The organism is Paracoccus sp. (in: a-proteobacteria), assembly GCF_030538695.1.
Lineage (GTDB): Bacteria > Pseudomonadota > Alphaproteobacteria > Rhodobacterales > Rhodobacteraceae > Paracoccus.
The window spans coordinates 43,278-61,899 of sequence record NZ_JAUNTN010000002.1; the positions used below are offsets into that span (position 1 = coordinate 43,278).

Below are 18,622 nucleotides of genomic sequence, written 5' to 3' on the forward strand. Positions count from 1 at the left end.
GGGTCTGGCCCGCGCCTTTGTCGTTGAAAGGTTACGATGCGCTATCTTTTCCCCGTCCTGCTTGGCGTGATCGGCTGTGCGATTTTGGTCAGCCTTGGGGTCTGGCAGCTTCACCGGCTGGAATGGAAACAGGCCATGCTGGCGCAGGTTCAGGCCCGCATCGACGCCGCACCGCAGCCTTTGCCTGCCACCGTGACCGAGGCGATGAAATACGATCCCGTCACCGTCAGCGGCGTGACGACGGGGGAAGAAATCAACCTGCTGTCCTCGACCCGCGAACAGGGTGGTGGCTATCAGATCGTCTCGGGCTTCGTGACGGATGACGGGCGGCGGATCATGGTTGACCGCGGCTATGTTCCTCAACAGGACCGCCACAAGCCGCGCCCGCCGGTGCCGTTGCAGGTGGTCGGCAACATTCATTTCCCGAATGAAATCAACAGCTCGACCCCTGCGCCGAATATGGCGGAAAACATCTGGTTCGCCCGCGACGTGCCAGCCATGGCCGCGCATCTGGGAACCGAGCCGGTGCTGGTTGTTGCCGCGCAGGTTTCTGGCGATGGGCAGGGGGTGCAGCCCTTGCCGGTGGGGATCAGCGGCATCCCGAACAACCATCTGGAATATGCCGCGACATGGTTCATGCTTGCTTTTGTTTGGTTGGGCATGACAATCGCGCTGATCTGGCGTATCAGGCAGCGTCAATATTAAGGTCGGGCGATGCAGTATATTTCGACTCGGGGTCAGGCCCCGGTGCTGAGTTTTGAACAGGCGATGATGACCGGGCTGGCCCGTGACGGCGGGTTATACCTGCCGCAGACCATCCCGACCCTGACCCATGACCAGATCGCCGCGCTGGAGGGGTTGCCCTATGAGGACGCCGCGCTGCGCATCATCCGGCCCTTTACCGGCGACAGTTTCAGCGATGCGGAACTGACGGCGGCCATTGCCCACGCCTATCAGGGCTTTGGTCATGCCGCCCGTGCGCCGCTGGTCCAGCTTGCCCCCGGCCATCACCTGCTGGAGCTGTTCCACGGCCCGACGCTGGCCTTCAAGGACTTTGCCATGCAACTGATCGGGCAGTTGTTCCAGATCGCGCTGGCGCGGTCGGGGCAGCGGATCACGATTGTGGGGGCGACCTCGGGCGATACCGGCTCGGCGGCGATCGAGGCGTTCCGGGGCCTGCCGAATGTCGATGTGTTCATCCTGTTTCCGCATGGCCGCGTGTCCGAAGTCCAGCGTCGCCAGATGACCACACCCGCCGATAGCAATGTCCACGCCATCGCGCTGGACGGGCATTTCGATGACTGTCAGGCGCGGGTCAAGGATCTGTTCAACGATCACGCCTTCCGCGATACGGTCGGGCTGGCCGGGGTGAACAGCATCAACTGGGCACGGGTGCTGGCGCAGGTGGTCTATTATTTCACCAGCGCCGTGTCGCTGGGGGCGCCGTATCGCAAGGTCAGCTTTACGGTGCCGACCGGGAACTTTGGCGACATCTTTGCCGGCTCGGTTGCCCGCGCGATGGGCTTGCCGGTGGATCGGCTGGTGATTGCGACGAACCAGAATGACATTCTGGACCGCGCACTGAAAACCGGGGAATACCGGCCAGCGGGGGTCGAACCCTCGATCAGCCCGTCGATGGATATTCAGGTGTCCAGCAATTTTGAACGGGCGCTGTTCATGGCCTATGACGGCGATGCAGGCGCGGTGCGGCAGTTGATGGATGAGCTGGCGCAGGGCGGTTTCCGCATTTCCCAGGGCGCATTACAGGCGTTGCGCAGCCTTTATGACAGCGGCCGTGTGTCTGAATCGGAAACGCTGGACATGATCCGCACCATCCGGGCCGAGACCGGGCAGGTGATCTGTCCGCATACCGCCGTGGCCGTGGCCGTCGCCCGCCAGCATGTGAAACCGGGCGTGCCGATGATTTCACTGTCCACCGCGCATCCGGCCAAGTTCCCCGATGCGGTGCAGGAGGCTGTCGGGCTGCGCCCCGACCTGCCGCCGCATATGGAGGGGCTGTTCGACAAGCCCGAACGGGTGGTGCGGCTTGAAAATAGCCTCGATGCGCTTAAATCGCTGATCCTTGAACGGAGAACAGCGTGAGCGATTTCAACCTGACCACCCTGCCCAACGGGATGCGCATTGCCACCCGCAACATGGCCGGCCTTCATTCCGCCAGCATCGGCATTTGGGTCGATGCCGGGGGCCGTGACGAGCGTGCAGACCAGAACGGCATTGCACATTTTCTGGAACATATGGCCTTCAAAGGCACGACCAGCCGCAGCGCCTTGCAGATCGCCGAGGCGATCGAAGATGTCGGCGGCTATCTGAACGCCTATACCTCGCGCGATGTGACCGCCTATTATGCGCGGGTACTGGCGGGTGATGTGCCGCTGGCGCTGGATGTGATCTCGGACATTCTGCTGAACCCGACCTTTGATGCGCGTGAAATCGAGGTCGAGCGCGGTGTGATCTTGCAGGAAATCGGGCAGGCATTGGACACGCCCGACGACATCATCTTTGACTGGCTGCAAGAGGCAGCCTATCCCGACCAGCCTATCGGCCGCCCGATCCTTGGCCCGGCCGAGGCCGTGCGCCGGTTTTCCCGCGCCGATCTGTCGGGCTTTGTGGCGGAACATTACGGCCCGCAGCACATGATTCTTGCGGCCGCCGGGGCGGTGGATCACGACCAGATCGCTCGTCAGGCCGAGGCTGCCTTTGGCCACCTGCCGCCGCGCCCGATGGCGGCCCGTGATGCCGCCCGCTGGCAGGGGGCCGAGGCCCGTCATCTCAAGGATCTGGAGCAAGCCCATTTCGCGCTGGCGCTGGAAGGGCCGGGCTATCTGGCGCAGGATTTCTATGCCGCGCAGATTTTCGCGGCGGCGCTTGGGGGCGGTATGTCCTCGCGCCTGTTCCAGAAGCTGCGCGAGGAAAAAGGGCTGTGCTATACGATCTTTGCGCAGCCGGGATTCCACCATGACACCGGGATGCTGACCATCTATGCCGGGACCGGCGGCGATGAGGTCGCCGGGCTGGCGGAACTGACCGTCGATGAAATCCGCCGCGCGGCTGACGGGCTGACGGATGCCGAAATTGCGCGGGCCAAGGCGCAGATGAAATCTTCGCTGCTGATGGGGCTGGAAAGCCCTTCGTCGCAGGCTGAGCGGATCGCCCGCGCGCTGGCTATCTGGGGCCGGGTGCCGGACCCTGCCGAGGCTGCCGCGAAAATCGACGCGGTAACGGCGCGGGATCTGCGTGACCATGCGCAGGCGATGCTGGCCAAGGCGCGGCCTGCGCTGGCGCTCTATGGCCCGGTTGCAGCGGCCCCCGCGCGTGAGGCGCTGGCCGAAAGGCTTGCGGCGTGATGTTCCGGCGGCGGGGCCTGCGGCTGGAAACAGACCGCATGACCCTGCGCCTGCCTGCGCATCACGACTTTGCCCCTTGGGCGGCGCTGCGGGTGGAAAGCCGGGACTTTCTGACCCGCTGGGAACCCGTCTGGTCACCCGACCACCTGACCCGCAAAAGTTTCACCAACCGCGTCTATTGGGCGGCCCGCGCCAGCCGTCAGGGGACGGCTTTGCCGCTGTTTCTGATCCGGCATGATGGCACGTTGCTGGGGGCTATCACCATGGACAATATCCGTCGCGGCCCGGCGCAGGCGGCCACTGTCGGCTATTGGATCGGGGCGCAGTTCGCGCGGCAGGGCTATATGCGCGAAGCCTTGGAAGCCGTTGTTTATCATGGCTTCCAGGTCATGGACTTGTCGCGGATCGAGGCCGCCTGCCTGCCTGAAAATGCGGCCTCGCGCGGGGTTCTGGAAAAACTTGGGTTCAAATACGAAGGCGTCGCGCAAAGCTATCTGCAAATCAACGGGCGCTGGCGGAACCATGTGCTTTATGCGAATCTGCGTGGGGACAGGCGCGGGCGGACGGATGTGCGGTGAGGGCAGAACTGGGGCGCTGCCCCGGACCCCGGGATATTTATGGACAAAAGATGCTCAGAGATGCGGATGAGGATTTTGCCCGGAACTTGCCCGAAGGGGTGGTTCGTCCGCTGACCGAGGCTTACCTGACCGAGCCGCGCGGGCGCTGGCGGGGGCAGGGCGGTGTGGTGGCAGCGCCGCGTTCCGTGGATGAGGTCGCCGCGGTGCTGCGGGCGGCGCAGGCGGCGCGGGTGCCGGTGGTCACGCGTGGCGGCGGCACCGGGCTGGTCAGCGGGCAGGTGATGCCGGATGCTGCGCCGCTGATCCTGTCGCTGGTGCGGATGGCGCGGGTGCGGGCGGTTTACCCGGCGGAAAACGTGCTGGTGGCCGAGGCGGGTGTGACCTTGCAGGCGGTGCGGGATGCGGCCGAGGACGTAGGGCGGCTGTTTCCGCTGGCGCTTGCCTCTCAGGGGTCTGCGACGGTTGGCGGGGTGCTGGCGACCAATGCGGGCGGGGTGAATGTGTTACGCTATGGCAATGCCCGCGCCTTATGTCTGGGGGTCGAGGCTGTTCTGTCAGATGGACGTGTTATCAACGGGTTGCAGCGGCTTCGCAAAGATAACACGGGCTATGATCTGCGTGATCTGCTGATTGGGTCCGAGGGGACGCTGGGGGTCATTACCGCCGCCAGTCTGGCCTTGTCACCGCGTCCTGCGGCGCAGGCGGTGATGATGCTGGTGGTGCCAGACCCGGCAGCGGCGCTGGATCTGCTGGCTTTGGCCGGGGCGAGGCTGGCGGGCTGCGTGTCGGCGTTCGAGCTGATCTCGGGGCAGGGGTTGCGCTTTCTGGACGAGGTTCTGCCTCTGCGGCAGCCTTTTGACCCGCGCCCGGATTGGCTGGTTTTGTTAGAGCTTGGCCTGCCCGAGGGGCTGGACCCGGAGGTGACGAGCGAAGGGCTGGTTACGGCAGCGATGGCCGGGGGGCTGGTTCTTGATGGGGTGATCGCGCAATCGGGGCAGCAGGCGGCTGAGTTCTGGCATGTGCGCGAAAGCCTGCCGGAAGCAAACCGGCGGATCGGCTCGATTTCCAGCCATGACATTAGCTTGCCCCTGTCGGAAATACCGGATTTTCTGCGGGATGCCGGGGCGATGCTGGCCGGGATGGGGGTGCGGATCAACGCCTTTGGCCATCTGGGAGACGGCAATCTGCATTACAATGTGTTTCCGGCACCGGGGCGCAGTCGTGCGGATTATGACGCGCCGCGGGTGCAGGAGCTTGTGCATGATATGGTGGTGTCACGCGGCGGGTCGTTTTCCGCGGAACACGGTATTGGACGCCTGAAAACCAAGGATTTGGCGCGTTGGGGTGATCCCGCCCGCGTGCAGATGATGGCCGGGATCAAGGCGTTGTTTGATCCGGCGGGTATCCTGAATCCGGGGGTTATTTTGCCGGCGGTGACGGAATCTTAACCCTTTGCGGCCATGATCGCCCTTGAAAGGAGGGCGAATCATGCTCTGGTTGCTTTTGGGGCTATTCGCCCTCGAACTCGCAAAGTGCGTGGACTGGCATGTTCAGCGATTCCAGCAACTTGCGCCCGCCCAAATCCGGCAGGTCAATGACAAAGGCGCAGCCGATGACTTCGGCGCCAAGGCGCTGGCACAGTTTGATGCTGGCGGCTGCGGTCCCCCCGGTGGCCAGCAGGTCGTCCACGATCAGCACTTTGTCGCCGGGGCGCAGGGCATCGTCATGGATTTCCACGACCGCTTCGCCATATTCCAGCGTATAGGCTTCGGAAATGACCGTTCCGGGCAGCTTGCCCTTTTTGCGGATCGGCACAAAGCCGGTGGTCAGTTGGTGCGCGACGGCCCCGCCAAGGATAAAGCCGCGCGCCTCAAGACCCACAACCTTGTCGATACGCTCACCCGCATAGGGGTGCAAAAGCTGGTCGATAGCCATGCGAAAGCCGCGTGCATCCGCAAACAGCGTGGTCACGTCACGAAAGATGATGCCTTCATGCGGGAAGTCATAGATGCTGCGGATATAGTCTTTGACGGTTTTCATGGGCGGTCCATCTGGAAGCGGTCTGTGACGCGGGCATAATCCCTATAGCCCATCCGCGCCAGCCAGCCATCGTCGGACAGGTCAAAAATCCCGTTCTTGAGGAAATCGTCGCGGATATGGATTCCGGTCACGATACCAAGCACCATGAAATTGACGTTTCCGGCCAGTTGCAGGATGCGGGTTGCGCGACATTCCAGACTTGCGGCAGCCTGTTCCACGCGGGGGCAGTCGATGGTTGCACATTCTGCGCGGGTCAGCCCGGCGATGTCGAACTCGGACTGGTCGGCGGACAGGGCGGCGGAGCTGGCGTTCATGGCGTCGCGCAGGCTGTAGGGGGCGATGTTAACGCAAAAGACCTGCGATTGCGCGATCAGCGACAGGCTGTCCTTGGTGCCGTTCCGGTCGGGCTTGGTCCCGGTCGAGGCAAACATGACCTGCGGCGGCTCATAGCTGAGCGCGTTGAAAAAGGAATAGGGGGCAAGGTTGTCCTGTCCACCCGCGCGGGTCGAGATCCAGCCGATCGGTCGGGGTGCAACGATAGCGTTCCAAGGGTTGTGCGGCAGGCCGTGGCCGTTTTCGGGGCGATAGAACATGGCGGAACTCGCATCAGGACTGGGGCTGAAAGTGCCATGCCACGGGGGCAAGCACCAGCGTATTTTCCCGGTGACAAGCCGGGCGTGGGATGATTATTTGCGGCGCATGGAATACAGTCTTTGTCCCGAAACGCCCAAGGATACGCCCGAAGTCGAGGCGCTTTATGATCTGTGCTTTGCGCCGGGGCGAACGGCGCTGTCGTCTTATCGGCTGCGGGACGGGGTGCCGCCGGTCGGGCCGTTGTGTCTGCTGTTGCGCGATGCAGGGGGCGTTTTGCTGGCTGCGATCCGCTATTGGCCCGTGCGCGTGGCGGGATTACCCGTGCTGCTGCTCGGCCCGATCGCGGTGCATCCGACAGCGCAGGGCGAAGGGCTTGGGGCATGGCTGATGCGTGAAAGTCTGGACCGGGCGCGGGGGCTGGCAGCGGATCGTGTGCTGCTGGTTGGCGATGCGCCCTATTACCGGCGATTCGGCTTTACCAAGCTGGATCACGTCCAGATGCCGCCGCCCACCAATCCGGACCGGGTGCTGGGTCTGGAACTTACGCCCGGCGCGTGGGTTGATGTCTCGGGGCCGGTCGAGCGTGATGACGGCGCCGCCGGGTCTGATTTGCCCGATTGCCGCGAGGTGCATATCGCGCGCGGCTGAGGGCGCAGCGAAAGGGATGCGATGCCGCGTTCGACGATGCCAGCAAAGGGGCAGGCTGTCCTGCCGCCGATCACCGATCCGACCGTTCATGCCGCAATCGACCGGCTGGCGCGGCGCTATCTGCGTGCAGGCGGCATAGGCATGGAGATTATGAACATGGTGGGGGGCAGCGCAGAATCGGCGCTGAAACGGCTGCCGTCTTTTGTCACCCGCCGTTTGGACAAGATTGTGACGCTTGGGTTGGAGCGAGCCTATGATGCCGCGGATCGTTCGCGCCGGGTGGTGCGCGATCGTGGCGACTGGTTCAATCGCCTGGCGACGACGGCCAGCGGGGTCGCGGGCGGTGTGGCGGGGCTGCCGGGCGCGGTGGTCGAATTGCCGGTGACGATCACCCTGTTGCTGCGGGCGATGCTGGAAATCGCGGCAGAGCATGGATTTGATCCCGACAGTGACGAGGTGCGGCGCGAATGTCTGCTGATTTTCGCAGCGGGCGGGCCGGGGACCGAGGACGACGGCACCGATGTTGGCCTGCTGGCGGCGCGGCTGACGATCACTGGTCAGACGTTGCAAGGGCTGATTGCCAAGGTCGCGCCGCGCCTGTCAGCCACGCTGGCGCAAAAGCTGGCAGCGCAGGCGGCGCCGGTGCTTGGCGCGGTGGCGGGTGCCTCGATCAACTATACCTTTGCGGCCTATTATCAACAGCTTGCGCGGGTGCATTTCGGGATGATGCGGTTGGCCGATGAAGCAGATCTGCCGCGCGAGGCGGTGGCAGAGGCTGTGCGGTTGCGGATTGCGCAATTGCGGGATTGAAGCGACTGAACGCCGTTTTGCGTCAGATGCCGGATTGGATATTTAGGGACAAAAGATTCAGTCGTCCTCGCGCGCCAGTTCCAGCGTGGGGGCGGGGGCTTCCAGATCGTCCAGCGTCAGTGGTCCGGCCGGGCGGGCCAGCCGGGCGCGGGTGATCCAGAACAGCCGCTCTTGTGCGCGGGTGATGGCCACATAGGCGAGGCGTTTCCACAGCGGAATCCCGGCCTCGACCCGGCCGGACCATGCGGCGGCGGAAATATCGGGGCCAAAAACCTGCACATCGGGCCATTGCGAGCCTTGCGCCTTGTGGATCGTGACCGCCGCGCCATGCAGGAAAATCGCACCCATGCGGGCGGCGGCAGGGATGAAGGGTTCTTCTTCGTCTGGCTTTTCGATCTTGATGATACTGGCGGCGGACAGGCGCGGGTCTTCAGCGCCGATGACATGCAGCCGGGCAAAGCCGGGTTTGCGGCCCGGTCCCATATAGACCACCTGCGCGCCTTTGATGAGGCCGCGAGCCTCTAGGTCGATGCGCTTTTTGCGGTGCTTCAGCGGCAGTTCGATCCCGTCGCAGATCAGCGGTTCGCCGGGCAGCAGGCTGTCTTCGGGGGCCTGATGGGCGGCGCGAAAGGCCGAGATCAGGCGGATGCGCGTCGCATTGCGCCAGACCAGAACCGGGCTGCGAGCCATCAGGTCGGATTCGACGCGCTCGGCCCAGATAACGCGGGGGTCGCGGGCAGCGGCATCGCGGATCATGCGCTCGAACCCTGCGAAATCAAGGCTTTCATCAGCAAGCGCATGGGCCAAATCAAGGATCGGGCTGTCGCTTTCCTGCCGGTGGATGCGGTGCAGATGCAGGCGCTGTGCCGGGGCCAGCCGGTCGAACACCATCTGACCGGACAGGCCGACCGGGGCCAACTGTGCCGGGTCACCGAACAGGATCAGGGTCGAGAAAATCTCGCGCAGGTCGTCGAACTGGCGTTCGTCCAGCATCGAGCTTTCGTCGATCAGCCCGACATCCAGCCCTTCCTCGCGCCGCTTCCAGCCCCGGATGAAATCCGAACCGCGCAAGCCCGCTGCTGCCAGCGCACCGGGAACCGAGGCGTGCAGGTCGTAGAACGCCTTGGCGCGGTCCAGCGCCTCGGGGGTCAGGCGCTCATCCGTCAGCTTTTCCGGGGCGGGCCGGGGGCCTTCGCCGGCCAGCCATTCGACGATGCGCTCATATTCCGGGTCATAGACGGGGGTGTAAAGGATGCGATGAATGGTCGTCGCAGGCACGCCGCGCATCCGCAGCACAAAGGCTGCCTTGTTGGTCGGGGCCAGCACGGCCACGCTGCGGCGGTCATGTTTCGCGTTGCTTTCCCAGTCGCCCGTGACCAGTTGCAGCCCGGCGGCCCGCAAGGCGCGGGTCAGTTCGGCCAGCAGCAGGGTCTTGCCTGAACCCGCTTTGCCCGTCACCGCCATGACCCGCCCCTTGCCGGGCATGGGTGGCATGACTTCCTCGGCCACAAGGTCGATGCCGGCGGCGGCGAAGGTTTCGGCCAGCGCGTCCCAGGCTTCGGCCTGATCGGAGGAAAGGGTTAAGGCGGTCATATGCTGTCCTTACCCGAGGCCCGAGGCAAAGCAAAGCCGCACGGATTGCCGTTCCCCTGCGCGTGGTGATACCCTGCCCAAAAATGCAGCAAGCGAAAGCCGGACCTATGGCGCGTGGAAATCAGGTGGATATGGGCTGGATGCTTGGCCTGTTCGGCACGGCGGTCGGGGCGGGAATCCTGTTTTTGCCGATCAATGCCGGGATCGGAGGCTTTTGGCCGCTGGTTATCATGGCCATTCTGATCGGGCCGATGACATGGCTGTCGCATCGGGGGCTGTCGCGTTTCGTGCTGTCCGGGGACCGCGAAGGGGCGGATGTCACCGAGGTGGTGCAGCAGCATTTCGGTCCTCAGGCCGGAAGGGCGATCACGCTGTTGTATTTTCTGTCAATCTATCCCGTTGTTTTGATTTATGGAGTCGGCATCACGAATACGGTGGACAGTCTGATTGCCAACCAATTTGGCCTGACCCCGCCTCCGCGCTGGCTGTTGGCGGGGCTGCTGGTCGCCGCGATGATGGCGGTCATGCTGGCGGGACAGCGGGTGATGTTGACGGTCACGCGCTGGCTGGTCTATCCGCTGATCGTGATTTTGCTGTTCGTCTCGGTCTGGCTGATCCCGCAATGGAACCTGTCGGCCCTGCGTGATGTCTCTCCCCCTGATACGGCGGCGCTGACGATCTGGCTGACGATTCCGGTGCTGGTGTTTGCCTTTAACCATTCCCCCGCGATCTCACAGTTTTCCTGCGCGATGGCCCGCGAATATGGACCAGAGGCCGAGGCTCGCGCTGGCCGTATTTTGCGCAATACTGCCATAATGCTGGTCGGTTTTGTGATGTTTTTCGTGTTTTCCTGCGTGCTGGCGCTGACGCCCGCGCAACTGGCCGAGGCCAAGGCGCAGAACCTGCCGATCCTGTCTTATCTGGCGAATGTGCAGGACAGCCCCTTTATTGCATGGCTGGGTCCGGTGGTGGCGATCGTCGCCATCGCCTCGTCGTTTTTCGGCCATTACCTTGGTGCCGCCGAGGGGCTGCGTGGTATCCTGCGCGGGGTTGTGCGGACCATGCCCGATCGTCACCTGAACGCAGGGATTGCTGCGTTCATTTTCGTGACGACATGGGCGGTTACGGTGGCGAACCCCTCGGTCCTTGGGCTGATCGAGTCGCTGTCCGGCCCGGTAATTGCGGCAATTCTGTATCTGATGCCGGTTTACGCTTTTCAGCGCATCCCTGCGCTGGCGCGTTATCGCGGCGGCCGGTCCAATGCTTTTGTCGCGGTGATGGGGTGCATTGCGATCAGCGCGATTCTTTATCGGCTGTTTTAAGGGGCGCCGGACTGACGCCCCTTTGGGTTTCTTAGCCCTCCAGCGCGTCCTCAAATGTGCGCAATCCGGTGCGCGGGGACTGGACCAGAACCGCCATATTCCCCGGCTTGTGTTCGTTGCGATACATTTTCAGATGCGCCTGCGGGATCTCCGCCCAGGGGAACACTTCGGACATGCAGGGGTCGATGCGGCGTTCCAGCATCAGCTTGTTTGCGGCGGACGCCTGTTTGAGATGGGCAAAGTGGCTGCCCTGCAAGCGTTTCTGGTGCATCCACATATAACGCACGTCAAAGGTGCAGTTGAACCCGCTGGTCCCGGCGCAGATGACCACCATGCCGCCTTTTTTGCAGACGAGTGTCGAGACAGGAAAGGTCGCCTCGCCCGGATGTTCGAACACGATATCGACGTTGTTGCCCTTGCCGGTGATGTCCCAGATGGCTTTGCCGAACTTGCGCGCCTCGGTGAACCATTCCTTGTATTCGGGGCTGTTCACCTTGGGCAGCGCCCCCCAGCATTTGAAATCCTTGCGGTTGATGACGCCTTTCGCGCCAAGGCCCATGACGAAGGCGCGTTTGTCCTCCTCGGAAATCACGCCGATGGCATTGCCGCCCGCCGCGTTGATAAGCTGGATGGCGAATGAACCGAGGCCGCCCGAGGCACCCCAGACCAGCACGTTCATGCCGGGTTTCAACTCATGTGGTTCGTGTCCGAACAGCATCCGGTAGGCGGTGGCCAGCGTCAGCGTATAGCAGGCGGATTCCTCCCAGGTCAGATGTTGCGGGCGACGCATCAATTGTTGCGCCTGCACGCGGGTGAATTGGGCGAAGCTGCCGTCCGGAGTCTCATAACCCCAGATGCGCTGCGTGGGGCTGAACATCGGGTCGCCGCCGTTACATTCCTCGTCGTCGCCGTCGTCCTGGTTGCAGTGGATGACGACCTCATCCCCGACTTTCCAGCTTTTCACCTTATCGCCCACGGCCCAGACGATACCCGCCGCGTCAGAGCCGGCGATGTGATAATCCGCGCCATGCCCGTCAAAGGGGCTGATCGGCACCCCAAGCCCGGCCCAGATGCCGTTATAGTTGACGCCCGCAGCCATAACCATGACCAGAACTTCGTGGCTGTCGATGGTGGGGGTGTCCACGACCTCGACCTGAAAGGATTTGTCGGGTTCGCCGTGACGCTCACGCCGGATCGCCCAAGCATACATTTGCGCAGGGACGTGACCCAAGGGTGGCATTTCACCGATTTCGTAAAGGTCTTTCTTGGGCGCATCATAGGGCGCGATCGGGGTCGGGGCGTCGAGGGCCATGTCTCACCTTCAAAGCTGTTCATGCCGCGCCGCAGAATCGGCGGGCTTGCCCTGAACGCTAGATGTGGCTGCGCAACATTGCAACCAATATCATTGCCGTGTTGTAATTTTATGACCTGACGTTTTGGGGTGGTCTGCTGCATCGCGGCGAATTGACGGGGCATTATTGTTGCGGTATTTGTTCTGCGACTGAAATATTGTTGCGGGTGCGCGTTATGGTCCAGAAAGATAAGCCTTGGCTGTTCCGAACCTATGCCGGTCATTCGACGGCGGCGAAATCCAATGCGCTGTATCGTACGAATCTGGCCAAGGGGCAGACGGGGCTTTCGGTGGCCTTCGATCTGCCGACGCAGACCGGCTATGACAGCGATCACATTCTGGCGCGGGGCGAGGTGGGCAAGGTCGGCGTTCCGATTTGCCACCTTGGCGATATGCGGGCGCTGTTCGATCAGATTCCGCTGGAACAGATGAACACGTCCATGACGATCAATGCGACCGCGCCGTGGCTGTTGTCGCTGTATATTGCGGTGGCTGAGGAGCAGGGGGCCGATATTGCCGCGCTGCAAGGCACGGTGCAGAACGATCTGGTCAAGGAATACCTGTCGCGCGGCACCTATATCTGTCCGCCGAAGCCGTCGCTGGCGATGATTACCGATGTGGCAGCCTATACCGCGCGGCATCTGCCGAAATGGAACCCGATGAACGTCTGTTCCTATCACTTGCAAGAAGCGGGGGCGACGCCGGAACAAGAGCTTGCCTATGCGCTGGCGACCGGCATCGCGGTGCTGGACGACCTGCGCGGCAAGGTCCCGGCCGAGGATTTTCCGGCGATGGTTGGGCGGATCAGCTTTTTCGTGAACGCGGGCATTCGGTTCGTCACCGAAATGTGCAAGATGCGGGCTTTTACCGAGCTGTGGGATGAAATCACCCGCGACCGTTACGGGATCGAGGAGGAGAAGTTCCGTCGTTTCCGCTATGGTGTGCAGGTCAACAGCCTTGGCCTGACCGAGCAGCAGCCGGAAAACAATGTCTATCGTATCCTGATCGAGATGCTGGCGGTCACGCTGTCGAAAAATGCGCGGGCGCGGGCCGTGCAGCTTCCGGCGTGGAACGAGGCGCTGGGCTTGCCGCGGCCGTGGGATCAGCAATGGTCGCTGCGGATGCAGCAGATCATGGCCTATGAAACCGACCTGCTGGAATATGGCGACCTGTTCGACGGGAACCCGGCGGTTGCCGCCAGGGTCGAGGCGCTCAAGGCTGGCGCACGCGACGAATTGGCGACGCTGGACGCGATGGGCGGGGCGATTGCGGCGATTGACTATATGAAGGCGCGGCTGGTCGAATCCAACGCGGCGCGGCTGAACCGGGTCGAGGACGGCGCAACCATCGTCGTGGGGGTGAACCGCTGGCAGCAGGGCGAGCCTTCGCCGCTGGTTGCGGGTGATGGTGGCATCATGGTCGTTGATCCGGCGGTTGAGGCCGAACAAATTGCCCGGTTGAACGATTGGCGCGCAAGCCGTGATGAGGGTGCGGTGCAGCTTGCGCTTGGCGCGCTGCGTGATGCGGCGCGGGCGGGGGAAAATATCATGCCCGCCAGTATCGCCGCTGCGAAAGCGGGCGCGACTACCGGCGAATGGGCTGGGATCATGCGGGCAGTGCATGGTGAATATCGCGGTCCGACCGGGGTTTCCCCGAACCCCAGCAACCGGACCGAAGGGCTGGAGGACATCCGCGAAGCGGTCGATGCGGTCAGCACCCGCCTGGGGCGGCGACTGAAGTTTGTCGTTGGTAAGCCCGGTTTGGACGGTCATTCCAACGGTGCCGAGCAAATCGCCTTTCGCGCCCGTGATTGCGGCATGGACATCACCTATGACGGCATCCGCCTGACCCCTGAACAGATTGTCGCCAAGGTGATCGAGGATCAGGCCCATGTGGTCGGTCTGTCGATCCTGTCGGGCAGTCATCTGCCGCTGGTGCAGGATGTGATGGACCGGATGCGGGCGGCCGGACTGGCGCATATCCCGGTGCTGGTCGGGGGGATCATTCCGGACGAGGATGCGGCCCGGCTGCGTCAGATGGGGGTCACGCGGGTTTATACGCCCAAGGATTTCCAACTGAACCAGATTATGATGGATATTGTGGCGATGGTCGAGCCAGCAGGGGCGGCGGCCTGAGGCTGCCCGCCAAAGCTGACAGGTCAGGGCCATCAGCCCGAGGATGAAGCCGCGCACGCTCATGCCAGCGACCGCGCCATCAGCGCCCCAAGCGCGTCGATGGCTTGCGCGGCATCCGGCGGCAGCGGTGCGTCGGGCGACAACAACCAGAGCATCGCCTGCCAATCGGGCAAGGGCGGGTGCAGTTCTGCCAATGTCGGCATATAGGCCAGCGATGAAAACGGCAGGAAACCGGCGCATTTCCCGCTGCGGATGGCGAAACGCTGGGCCGATTCGTCACAACTGCGCAGCACGACATGCGCTTCGGTCAGATGCACCCGCGCCCATCTGTCAAAAGGCGCGTAATCGGCGGGCTGATCGTGGCTGACCAGCCGATGCCCGGTGCCGGATCCTGAAATCGGCCCATGACGCGCCAGATAATCCTGCGAGCCGTAAATCCCGAAGGGCAGCGGTCCGATGCGGTGGGCCGTCATTCCCGGCACATCGGGGCCTTTCCCGGCCCGCAGAGCAATATGCACACCATCCGCCAGCACCCCAAGCGGCGCCTGTTCAAAGCTGGAGCGATAGCGGAATTGCAGCGCCGGAAACCGATCCGCAATCAGCATCAGCGCGGGAATGGCGAAGTCTACGATCAACGGCACCGTGTTCAGAACGATGGTTGGGTTGCTATCTGCGGTCATGTCATTGTCTGGTCTTTCTCTCGGTTGGCCTGTCATAACAGCCATGGCTGAAGATTCCGTTAACGCCCGCCCGGCTTGACTCGAGGCGTTTTTTCGGGCTAATGGGCCGGAAATCCCCGGAAGGCAGCCCTTCCGGTCCCTTGTTTTCTTGGGGATCGCCCTCCGTCAGCGCGTTGCGCCCACGGGGGCAGTCCTGTTTGGCAGCGATGAGGCTTGCGATGTTCGAATCTCTTTCCGACCGGCTTGGCGGCGTATTCGACCGGCTGACCAAGCAAGGCTCGCTGTCCGAGGATGACGTTCGCGCCGCCATGCGCGAGGTGCGCGTGGCGCTGCTTGAGGCCGATGTGTCCCTGCCCGTCGCTCGCGATTTCGTCAAAAAAGTCACCGCCAAGGCCACCGGCGCGGCGGTAACGAAATCGGTGACGCCCGGCCAGCAGGTCGTGAAAATCGTCCATGATGAGCTGATCCGCACCCTGCAAGGCGATGAGGCCCCCGAGGCGCTGCGCATCGACAACCCGCCCGCGCCGATCCTGATGGTGGGCTTGCAGGGGTCGGGGAAGACGACGACGACCGCGAAACTGGCCCGCCGCCTGAAAGAGCGCGAGAAAAAGCGTGTCCTGCTGGCCAGTCTCGATACCAACCGTCCCGCCGCGATGGAGCAGTTGGCGATTCTGGGTCAGCAGATCGGCGTCGATACCCTGCCCATCGTACCGGGCGAATCGGCGGTTCAGATCGCCCGCCGCGCCAAGCAACAGGCCAGCCTTGGCGGCTATGATGTCTATATGCTGGATACGGCGGGGCGCCTGCACATAGATCAGGTGTTGATGGACGAGGTTCAGGCCGTCCGCGATGTCGCCAACCCGCGCGAAACCCTGCTGGTGGTCGATGGGCTGACCGGGCAGGATGCCGTGAATGTGGCGACCGAGTTTGATGCCAGGGTTGGCGTGACCGGCGTGGTGCTGACCCGGATGGATGGCGACGGGCGCGGCGGTGCGGCGCTGTCGATGCGTCAGGTCACGGGCAAGCCGATCCGCTTTGTCGGCCTTGGCGAAAAGATGGACGCGCTGGAGGTGTTCGACGCCAGCCGTGTCGCGGGCCGCATCCTTGGCATGGGCGACATCGTGGCCCTTGTCGAGAAGGCGCAGGAAGTGCTGGAGGCCGAGCAGGCCGAACGCATGATGAAGCGGTTCCAGAAGGGTCTGTTCAACATGAACGACCTGAAAGGCCAGCTTGAGCAGATGCAGAAAATGGGCGGGATGCAGTCCATCATGGGCATGATGCCGGGTATGGCGAAAATGGCCAAGGCCGCCGAGGAAGCGGGCATGGACGACAAGATGATCCGCCGTCAGATCGCGCTGATCAACTCGATGACCAAAAAGGAGCGGGCGAACCCGGACCTTTTGCAAGCCAGCCGCAAGAAGCGCATTGCCGCAGGCGCAGGGCTGGATGTGCAGGATCTGAACAGGCTGCTGAAAATGCAGCGGCAGATGGCCGATACAATGAAAAAGCTGGGCAAGATGAAGGGCGGGATGCTGCGTCAGGCCATGCGCGCCATGACCGGGCGCGGCGGCGGGCTGCCGGATATGGGCAGCGTGGATCCGTCGAAAATGGCCGAGGCGACCAAGATGCTGCAAGATCCCAAAGGCATCGGCGGCCAGCTCGGTGGCATGAACCTGCCTTCGGGCTTGTCGGGGCTGTTTGGCAAGAAATGATGACCGCTGCCCCTACGCTGACCACTGACCGCCTGACCCTTCGCGCCACCCGGCCCGAGGATTTCGAGGCTTACAATGCCTTTTATGGCAGTGAGCGTTCGCGCTTTGTCGGTGGCCCGCGTGAGCGGCTGGAAAACTGGTTCATCTTCCTCGCGCTGCCGGGCCATTGGGCGCTGCGCGGCTATGGCTATTGGATGGTCGAGGAAACTGCGACGGGTCGCCTGCTGGGTGCGGTCGGGATCGTTATGCATGACGGCTGGCCCGCGCCCGAACTGGGCTGGCAATTGTTCGAGGGCGAAGGCCAGGGCTATGCGCAAGAGGCCACGCTTGCCGCCCGCGACTGGGCTGCGGCGCAGGGCATGGATGAGCTGATCTCGCTGATCGCGCCGGATAATATTCGCTCGAACGCTTTGGCCGAACGTATCGGGGCAACCCGCATGGCCGAGGGGGACAGCCCCTTTGGTCCCATCGCCATCTGGCTGCACCCGAAAGGCGCGGCATGATCCAGCTTGGCTCCACTCCGGTTCTGACCACCGAACGGCTGGTGCTGCGTGCGCCGGTCGCGGCGGACTGGCCGCATTGGTGTGCCTTTCACGGCTCGGACCGGGCGCGGTTTGTTGGCGGTGGCAGCGATACTCAGCCTCGGCAAAGCTGGCGCGCCTTTGGTCATGTGATCGGCCATTGGGTGCTGCGTGACTATGGGATGTTCGTCTTTACCCTGCGCGGTGATGATACGCCGCTGGGGATGGTTGGCCCGTGGTTTCCAGAAGGCTGGCCCGAACATGAAGTCGGCTGGACCGTCTGGACAGCACAAGCCGAAGGTCAGGGCTTCGCGCATGAAGCCGCCGTTGCCGCCCGTCAGTTTGCGCGTGACAGCCTCGGCTGGACTGAAATTGTCAGCTATATCGACCCTGACAATGCGCGCTCGATCGCGCTGGCAGAACGGCTTGGTGCCATCCGTGACGATATGGCCGCAACCCCGGATTTTGACGGGCGCCCCTGCCTTGCCTATCGCCACCCGCAGGGGGCTGCCCTGCCCATAAGGACGACCGCATGACCGACGCCACCGCCCGCGCCGCCAGCCTGCTGGCTGAACACCGCGCCAGCATCGACCGGCTGGATGCGATCCTTGTCTATACGCTGGCCGAAAGGTTCAAGCACACCCAATCCGTCGGCCGCCTCAAGGCCGAACACGATCTTCCGCCGTCCGATCCCGCCCGTGAGGCGAACCAGATCGAGCGGCTGGAACGCCTCGCGCGCGAGGCCGACCTCGACCCGGAATTCGCGCGCAAATTCCTTAACTTCGTGATCTCGGAAGTGATCCGGCATCACGAGCAATTCCAGAAATAACCCCTCAGGAGACTATTCAAATGTCCATGAAAATCCGTCTGGCCCGTGGTGGCAGCAAAAAACGCCCGCATTACGCTATTGTCGCCGCCGACTCGCGTATGCCGCGCGATGGCCGCTTTATCGAAAAGCTGGGCACCTATAACCCGCTGCTGCCGAAAGACAGCGAAGAACGCGTCAAGCTGAACATGGAGCGCGTGCAATACTGGCTGGGTCAGGGCGCACAGGCGACCGACCGTGTGGCCCGCTTCCTGGAAGCCGCCGGCGTCAAGGAAAAAACCGAACGCAAGAACCTGAAGAAAGCCGAGCCGGGCAAGAAAGCTCAGGAACGTGCGCAGGAAAAGGCTGATAAGGCCGCCGCCGCTGCCGAAGCTGCTGCCGCGCCCGCCGAGGCCCCGGCAGAAGAAACCGCGTCGGAATAATCGACCGGACGCGCGGATCAGCGGG

Annotated in this window: 19 protein-coding genes; 14 read left to right on the top strand and 5 right to left on the bottom strand. The window is 63.2% G+C overall.

Features of this window, described 5'->3' with window-relative positions; translation table 11 throughout:
* The first annotated feature begins 36 nt into the window (after nucleotides 1-36).
* Genes Q4G24_RS01220 through Q4G24_RS01240 form a run of 5 tightly spaced genes read left to right on the top strand, consistent with a single transcriptional unit; the run spans nucleotide 37 to nucleotide 5,391 of the window.
* Nucleotides 37-705, top strand: coding sequence for an SURF1 family protein (locus Q4G24_RS01220; protein WP_303364674.1), 669 nt, complete (start codon nucleotides 37-39; stop codon nucleotides 703-705).
* A gap of 9 nt (nucleotides 706-714) precedes the next feature.
* Nucleotides 715-2,103 (top strand): threonine synthase, encoded by a 1,389-nt coding sequence (gene thrC / locus Q4G24_RS01225; RefSeq protein WP_303364675.1) that lies wholly within the window; start codon nucleotides 715-717, stop codon nucleotides 2,101-2,103.
* 32 nt (nucleotides 2,104-2,135) lie between these two features.
* Nucleotides 2,136-3,365, top strand: a complete 1,230-nt coding sequence (locus Q4G24_RS01230; RefSeq protein WP_303364814.1) for a pitrilysin family protein — start codon at nucleotides 2,136-2,138, stop codon at nucleotides 3,363-3,365.
* Nucleotides 3,362-3,943, top strand: coding sequence for a GNAT family N-acetyltransferase (locus Q4G24_RS01235; protein WP_303364676.1), 582 nt, complete (start codon nucleotides 3,362-3,364; stop codon nucleotides 3,941-3,943). The genes Q4G24_RS01230 and Q4G24_RS01235 overlap by 4 nt, the downstream gene beginning before the upstream one ends.
* A gap of 50 nt (nucleotides 3,944-3,993) precedes the next feature.
* Nucleotides 3,994-5,391, top strand: coding sequence for an FAD-binding oxidoreductase (locus Q4G24_RS01240; RefSeq protein ID WP_303364677.1), 1,398 nt, complete (start codon nucleotides 3,994-3,996; stop codon nucleotides 5,389-5,391).
* A 61-nt stretch (nucleotides 5,392-5,452) separates the two neighbouring features.
* Here the strand turns inward: Q4G24_RS01240 and Q4G24_RS01245 are convergent, their stop codons facing one another.
* Both Q4G24_RS01245 and Q4G24_RS01250 read right to left on the bottom strand, forming a co-directional pair.
* On the bottom strand, nucleotides 5,453-5,983 hold the full coding sequence (locus tag Q4G24_RS01245) for an adenine phosphoribosyltransferase (protein WP_303364678.1): 531 nt from the start codon (nucleotides 5,981-5,983) through the stop codon (nucleotides 5,453-5,455).
* On the bottom strand, nucleotides 5,980-6,576 hold the full coding sequence (locus tag Q4G24_RS01250) for a flavin reductase family protein (protein WP_303364679.1): 597 nt from the start codon (nucleotides 6,574-6,576) through the stop codon (nucleotides 5,980-5,982). Before Q4G24_RS01250 ends, Q4G24_RS01245 begins: the two co-directional genes overlap by 4 nt.
* A 106-nt stretch (nucleotides 6,577-6,682) precedes the next feature.
* Between Q4G24_RS01250 and Q4G24_RS01255 the strand changes: the two genes are divergently transcribed.
* On the top strand, nucleotides 6,683-7,225 hold the full coding sequence (locus Q4G24_RS01255; RefSeq protein WP_303364815.1) for a GNAT family N-acetyltransferase: 543 nt from the start codon (nucleotides 6,683-6,685) through the stop codon (nucleotides 7,223-7,225).
* Nucleotides 7,226-7,246: 21 nt separating this feature from the next.
* Nucleotides 7,247-8,035, top strand: a complete 789-nt coding sequence (locus Q4G24_RS01260; RefSeq protein WP_303364680.1) for an EcsC family protein — start codon at nucleotides 7,247-7,249, stop codon at nucleotides 8,033-8,035.
* Between the two features lie 57 nt (nucleotides 8,036-8,092).
* Here Q4G24_RS01260 and Q4G24_RS01265 read toward each other — a convergent pair whose 3' ends face one another.
* Nucleotides 8,093-9,628, bottom strand: coding sequence for an ATP-dependent RecD-like DNA helicase (locus Q4G24_RS01265; protein WP_303364681.1), 1,536 nt, complete (start codon nucleotides 9,626-9,628; stop codon nucleotides 8,093-8,095).
* A 107-nt stretch (nucleotides 9,629-9,735) separates the two neighbouring features.
* Here Q4G24_RS01265 and Q4G24_RS01270 point away from each other — a divergent pair, with 107 nt between their 5' ends.
* Nucleotides 9,736-10,950 (top strand): aromatic amino acid transport family protein, encoded by a 1,215-nt coding sequence (locus Q4G24_RS01270; protein ID WP_303364682.1) that lies wholly within the window; start codon nucleotides 9,736-9,738, stop codon nucleotides 10,948-10,950.
* 31 nt (nucleotides 10,951-10,981) lie between these two features.
* Here Q4G24_RS01270 and ccrA read toward each other — a convergent pair whose 3' ends face one another.
* The gene (ccrA, locus tag Q4G24_RS01275) at nucleotides 10,982-12,262 is read right to left on the bottom strand and encodes a crotonyl-CoA carboxylase/reductase (RefSeq protein WP_303364683.1); all 1,281 of its coding nucleotides are present in this window, start codon (nucleotides 12,260-12,262) and stop codon (nucleotides 10,982-10,984) included.
* 215 nt (nucleotides 12,263-12,477) lie between these two features.
* Here ccrA and Q4G24_RS01280 point away from each other — a divergent pair, with 215 nt between their 5' ends.
* Complete coding sequence (locus Q4G24_RS01280; protein ID WP_303364684.1) at nucleotides 12,478-14,436, top strand: protein meaA; 1,959 nt, start codon at nucleotides 12,478-12,480, stop codon at nucleotides 14,434-14,436.
* A 59-nt stretch (nucleotides 14,437-14,495) separates the two neighbouring features.
* Here Q4G24_RS01280 and Q4G24_RS01285 read toward each other — a convergent pair whose 3' ends face one another.
* The gene (locus tag Q4G24_RS01285; RefSeq protein ID WP_303364685.1) at nucleotides 14,496-15,116 is read right to left on the bottom strand and encodes a LysR substrate-binding domain-containing protein; all 621 of its coding nucleotides are present in this window, start codon (nucleotides 15,114-15,116) and stop codon (nucleotides 14,496-14,498) included.
* A gap of 218 nt (nucleotides 15,117-15,334) precedes the next feature.
* Between Q4G24_RS01285 and ffh the strand changes: the two genes are divergently transcribed.
* The 5 genes from ffh to rpsP are packed head-to-tail and all read left to right on the top strand — an operon-like array spanning nucleotide 15,335 to nucleotide 18,597.
* Nucleotides 15,335-16,828, top strand: coding sequence for a signal recognition particle protein (ffh, locus tag Q4G24_RS01290; protein ID WP_303364686.1), 1,494 nt, complete (start codon nucleotides 15,335-15,337; stop codon nucleotides 16,826-16,828).
* Entirely contained in the window at nucleotides 16,828-17,331 is a 504-nt protein-coding gene (locus Q4G24_RS01295) for a GNAT family N-acetyltransferase (protein WP_303364687.1), read from the top strand. Before ffh ends, Q4G24_RS01295 begins: the two co-directional genes overlap by 1 nt.
* Entirely contained in the window at nucleotides 17,328-17,885 is a 558-nt protein-coding gene (locus Q4G24_RS01300) for a GNAT family N-acetyltransferase (RefSeq protein ID WP_303364688.1), read from the top strand. Before Q4G24_RS01295 ends, Q4G24_RS01300 begins: the two co-directional genes overlap by 4 nt.
* Nucleotides 17,882-18,178, top strand: coding sequence for a chorismate mutase (locus Q4G24_RS01305; RefSeq protein WP_303364689.1), 297 nt, complete (start codon nucleotides 17,882-17,884; stop codon nucleotides 18,176-18,178). Before Q4G24_RS01300 ends, Q4G24_RS01305 begins: the two co-directional genes overlap by 4 nt.
* 20 nt (nucleotides 18,179-18,198) lie before the next feature.
* On the top strand, nucleotides 18,199-18,597 hold the full coding sequence (gene rpsP, locus Q4G24_RS01310) for a 30S ribosomal protein S16 (RefSeq protein WP_303364690.1): 399 nt from the start codon (nucleotides 18,199-18,201) through the stop codon (nucleotides 18,595-18,597).
* Nucleotides 18,598-18,622 lie beyond the last annotated feature (25 nt).

Bases quoted from the DNA above. Each gene is read 5' to 3' on its own strand.
- Q4G24_RS01265 (WP_303364681.1), bottom strand. From the start codon at position 9,628: ATGACCGCCTTAACCCTTTCCTCCGATCAGGCCGAAGCCTGGGACGCG.
- ccrA (WP_303364683.1), bottom strand. From the start codon at position 12,262: ATGGCCCTCGACGCCCCGACCCCGATCGCGCCCTATGATGCGCCCAAG.
- Q4G24_RS01245 (WP_303364678.1), bottom strand. From the start codon at position 5,983: ATGAAAACCGTCAAAGACTATATCCGCAGCATCTATGACTTCCCGCAT.
- Q4G24_RS01250 (WP_303364679.1), bottom strand. From the start codon at position 6,576: ATGTTCTATCGCCCCGAAAACGGCCACGGCCTGCCGCACAACCCTTGG.
- Q4G24_RS01260 (WP_303364680.1), top strand. From the start codon at position 7,247: ATGCCGCGTTCGACGATGCCAGCAAAGGGGCAGGCTGTCCTGCCGCCG.
- Q4G24_RS01270 (WP_303364682.1), top strand. From the start codon at position 9,736: ATGGCGCGTGGAAATCAGGTGGATATGGGCTGGATGCTTGGCCTGTTC.
- Q4G24_RS01295 (WP_303364687.1), top strand. From the start codon at position 16,828: ATGACCGCTGCCCCTACGCTGACCACTGACCGCCTGACCCTTCGCGCC.
- Q4G24_RS01305 (WP_303364689.1), top strand. From the start codon at position 17,882: ATGACCGACGCCACCGCCCGCGCCGCCAGCCTGCTGGCTGAACACCGC.
- Q4G24_RS01285 (WP_303364685.1), bottom strand. From the start codon at position 15,116: ATGACCGCAGATAGCAACCCAACCATCGTTCTGAACACGGTGCCGTTG.
- Q4G24_RS01230 (WP_303364814.1), top strand. From the start codon at position 2,136: ATGCGCATTGCCACCCGCAACATGGCCGGCCTTCATTCCGCCAGCATC.
- Q4G24_RS01300 (WP_303364688.1), top strand. From the start codon at position 17,328: ATGATCCAGCTTGGCTCCACTCCGGTTCTGACCACCGAACGGCTGGTG.
- thrC (WP_303364675.1), top strand. From the start codon at position 715: ATGCAGTATATTTCGACTCGGGGTCAGGCCCCGGTGCTGAGTTTTGAA.
- Q4G24_RS01255 (WP_303364815.1), top strand. From the start codon at position 6,683: ATGGAATACAGTCTTTGTCCCGAAACGCCCAAGGATACGCCCGAAGTC.
- rpsP (WP_303364690.1), top strand. From the start codon at position 18,199: ATGTCCATGAAAATCCGTCTGGCCCGTGGTGGCAGCAAAAAACGCCCG.
- ffh (WP_303364686.1), top strand. From the start codon at position 15,335: ATGTTCGAATCTCTTTCCGACCGGCTTGGCGGCGTATTCGACCGGCTG.
- Q4G24_RS01220 (WP_303364674.1), top strand. From the start codon at position 37: ATGCGCTATCTTTTCCCCGTCCTGCTTGGCGTGATCGGCTGTGCGATT.
- Q4G24_RS01240 (WP_303364677.1), top strand. From the start codon at position 3,994: ATGCTCAGAGATGCGGATGAGGATTTTGCCCGGAACTTGCCCGAAGGG.
- Q4G24_RS01280 (WP_303364684.1), top strand. From the start codon at position 12,478: ATGGTCCAGAAAGATAAGCCTTGGCTGTTCCGAACCTATGCCGGTCAT.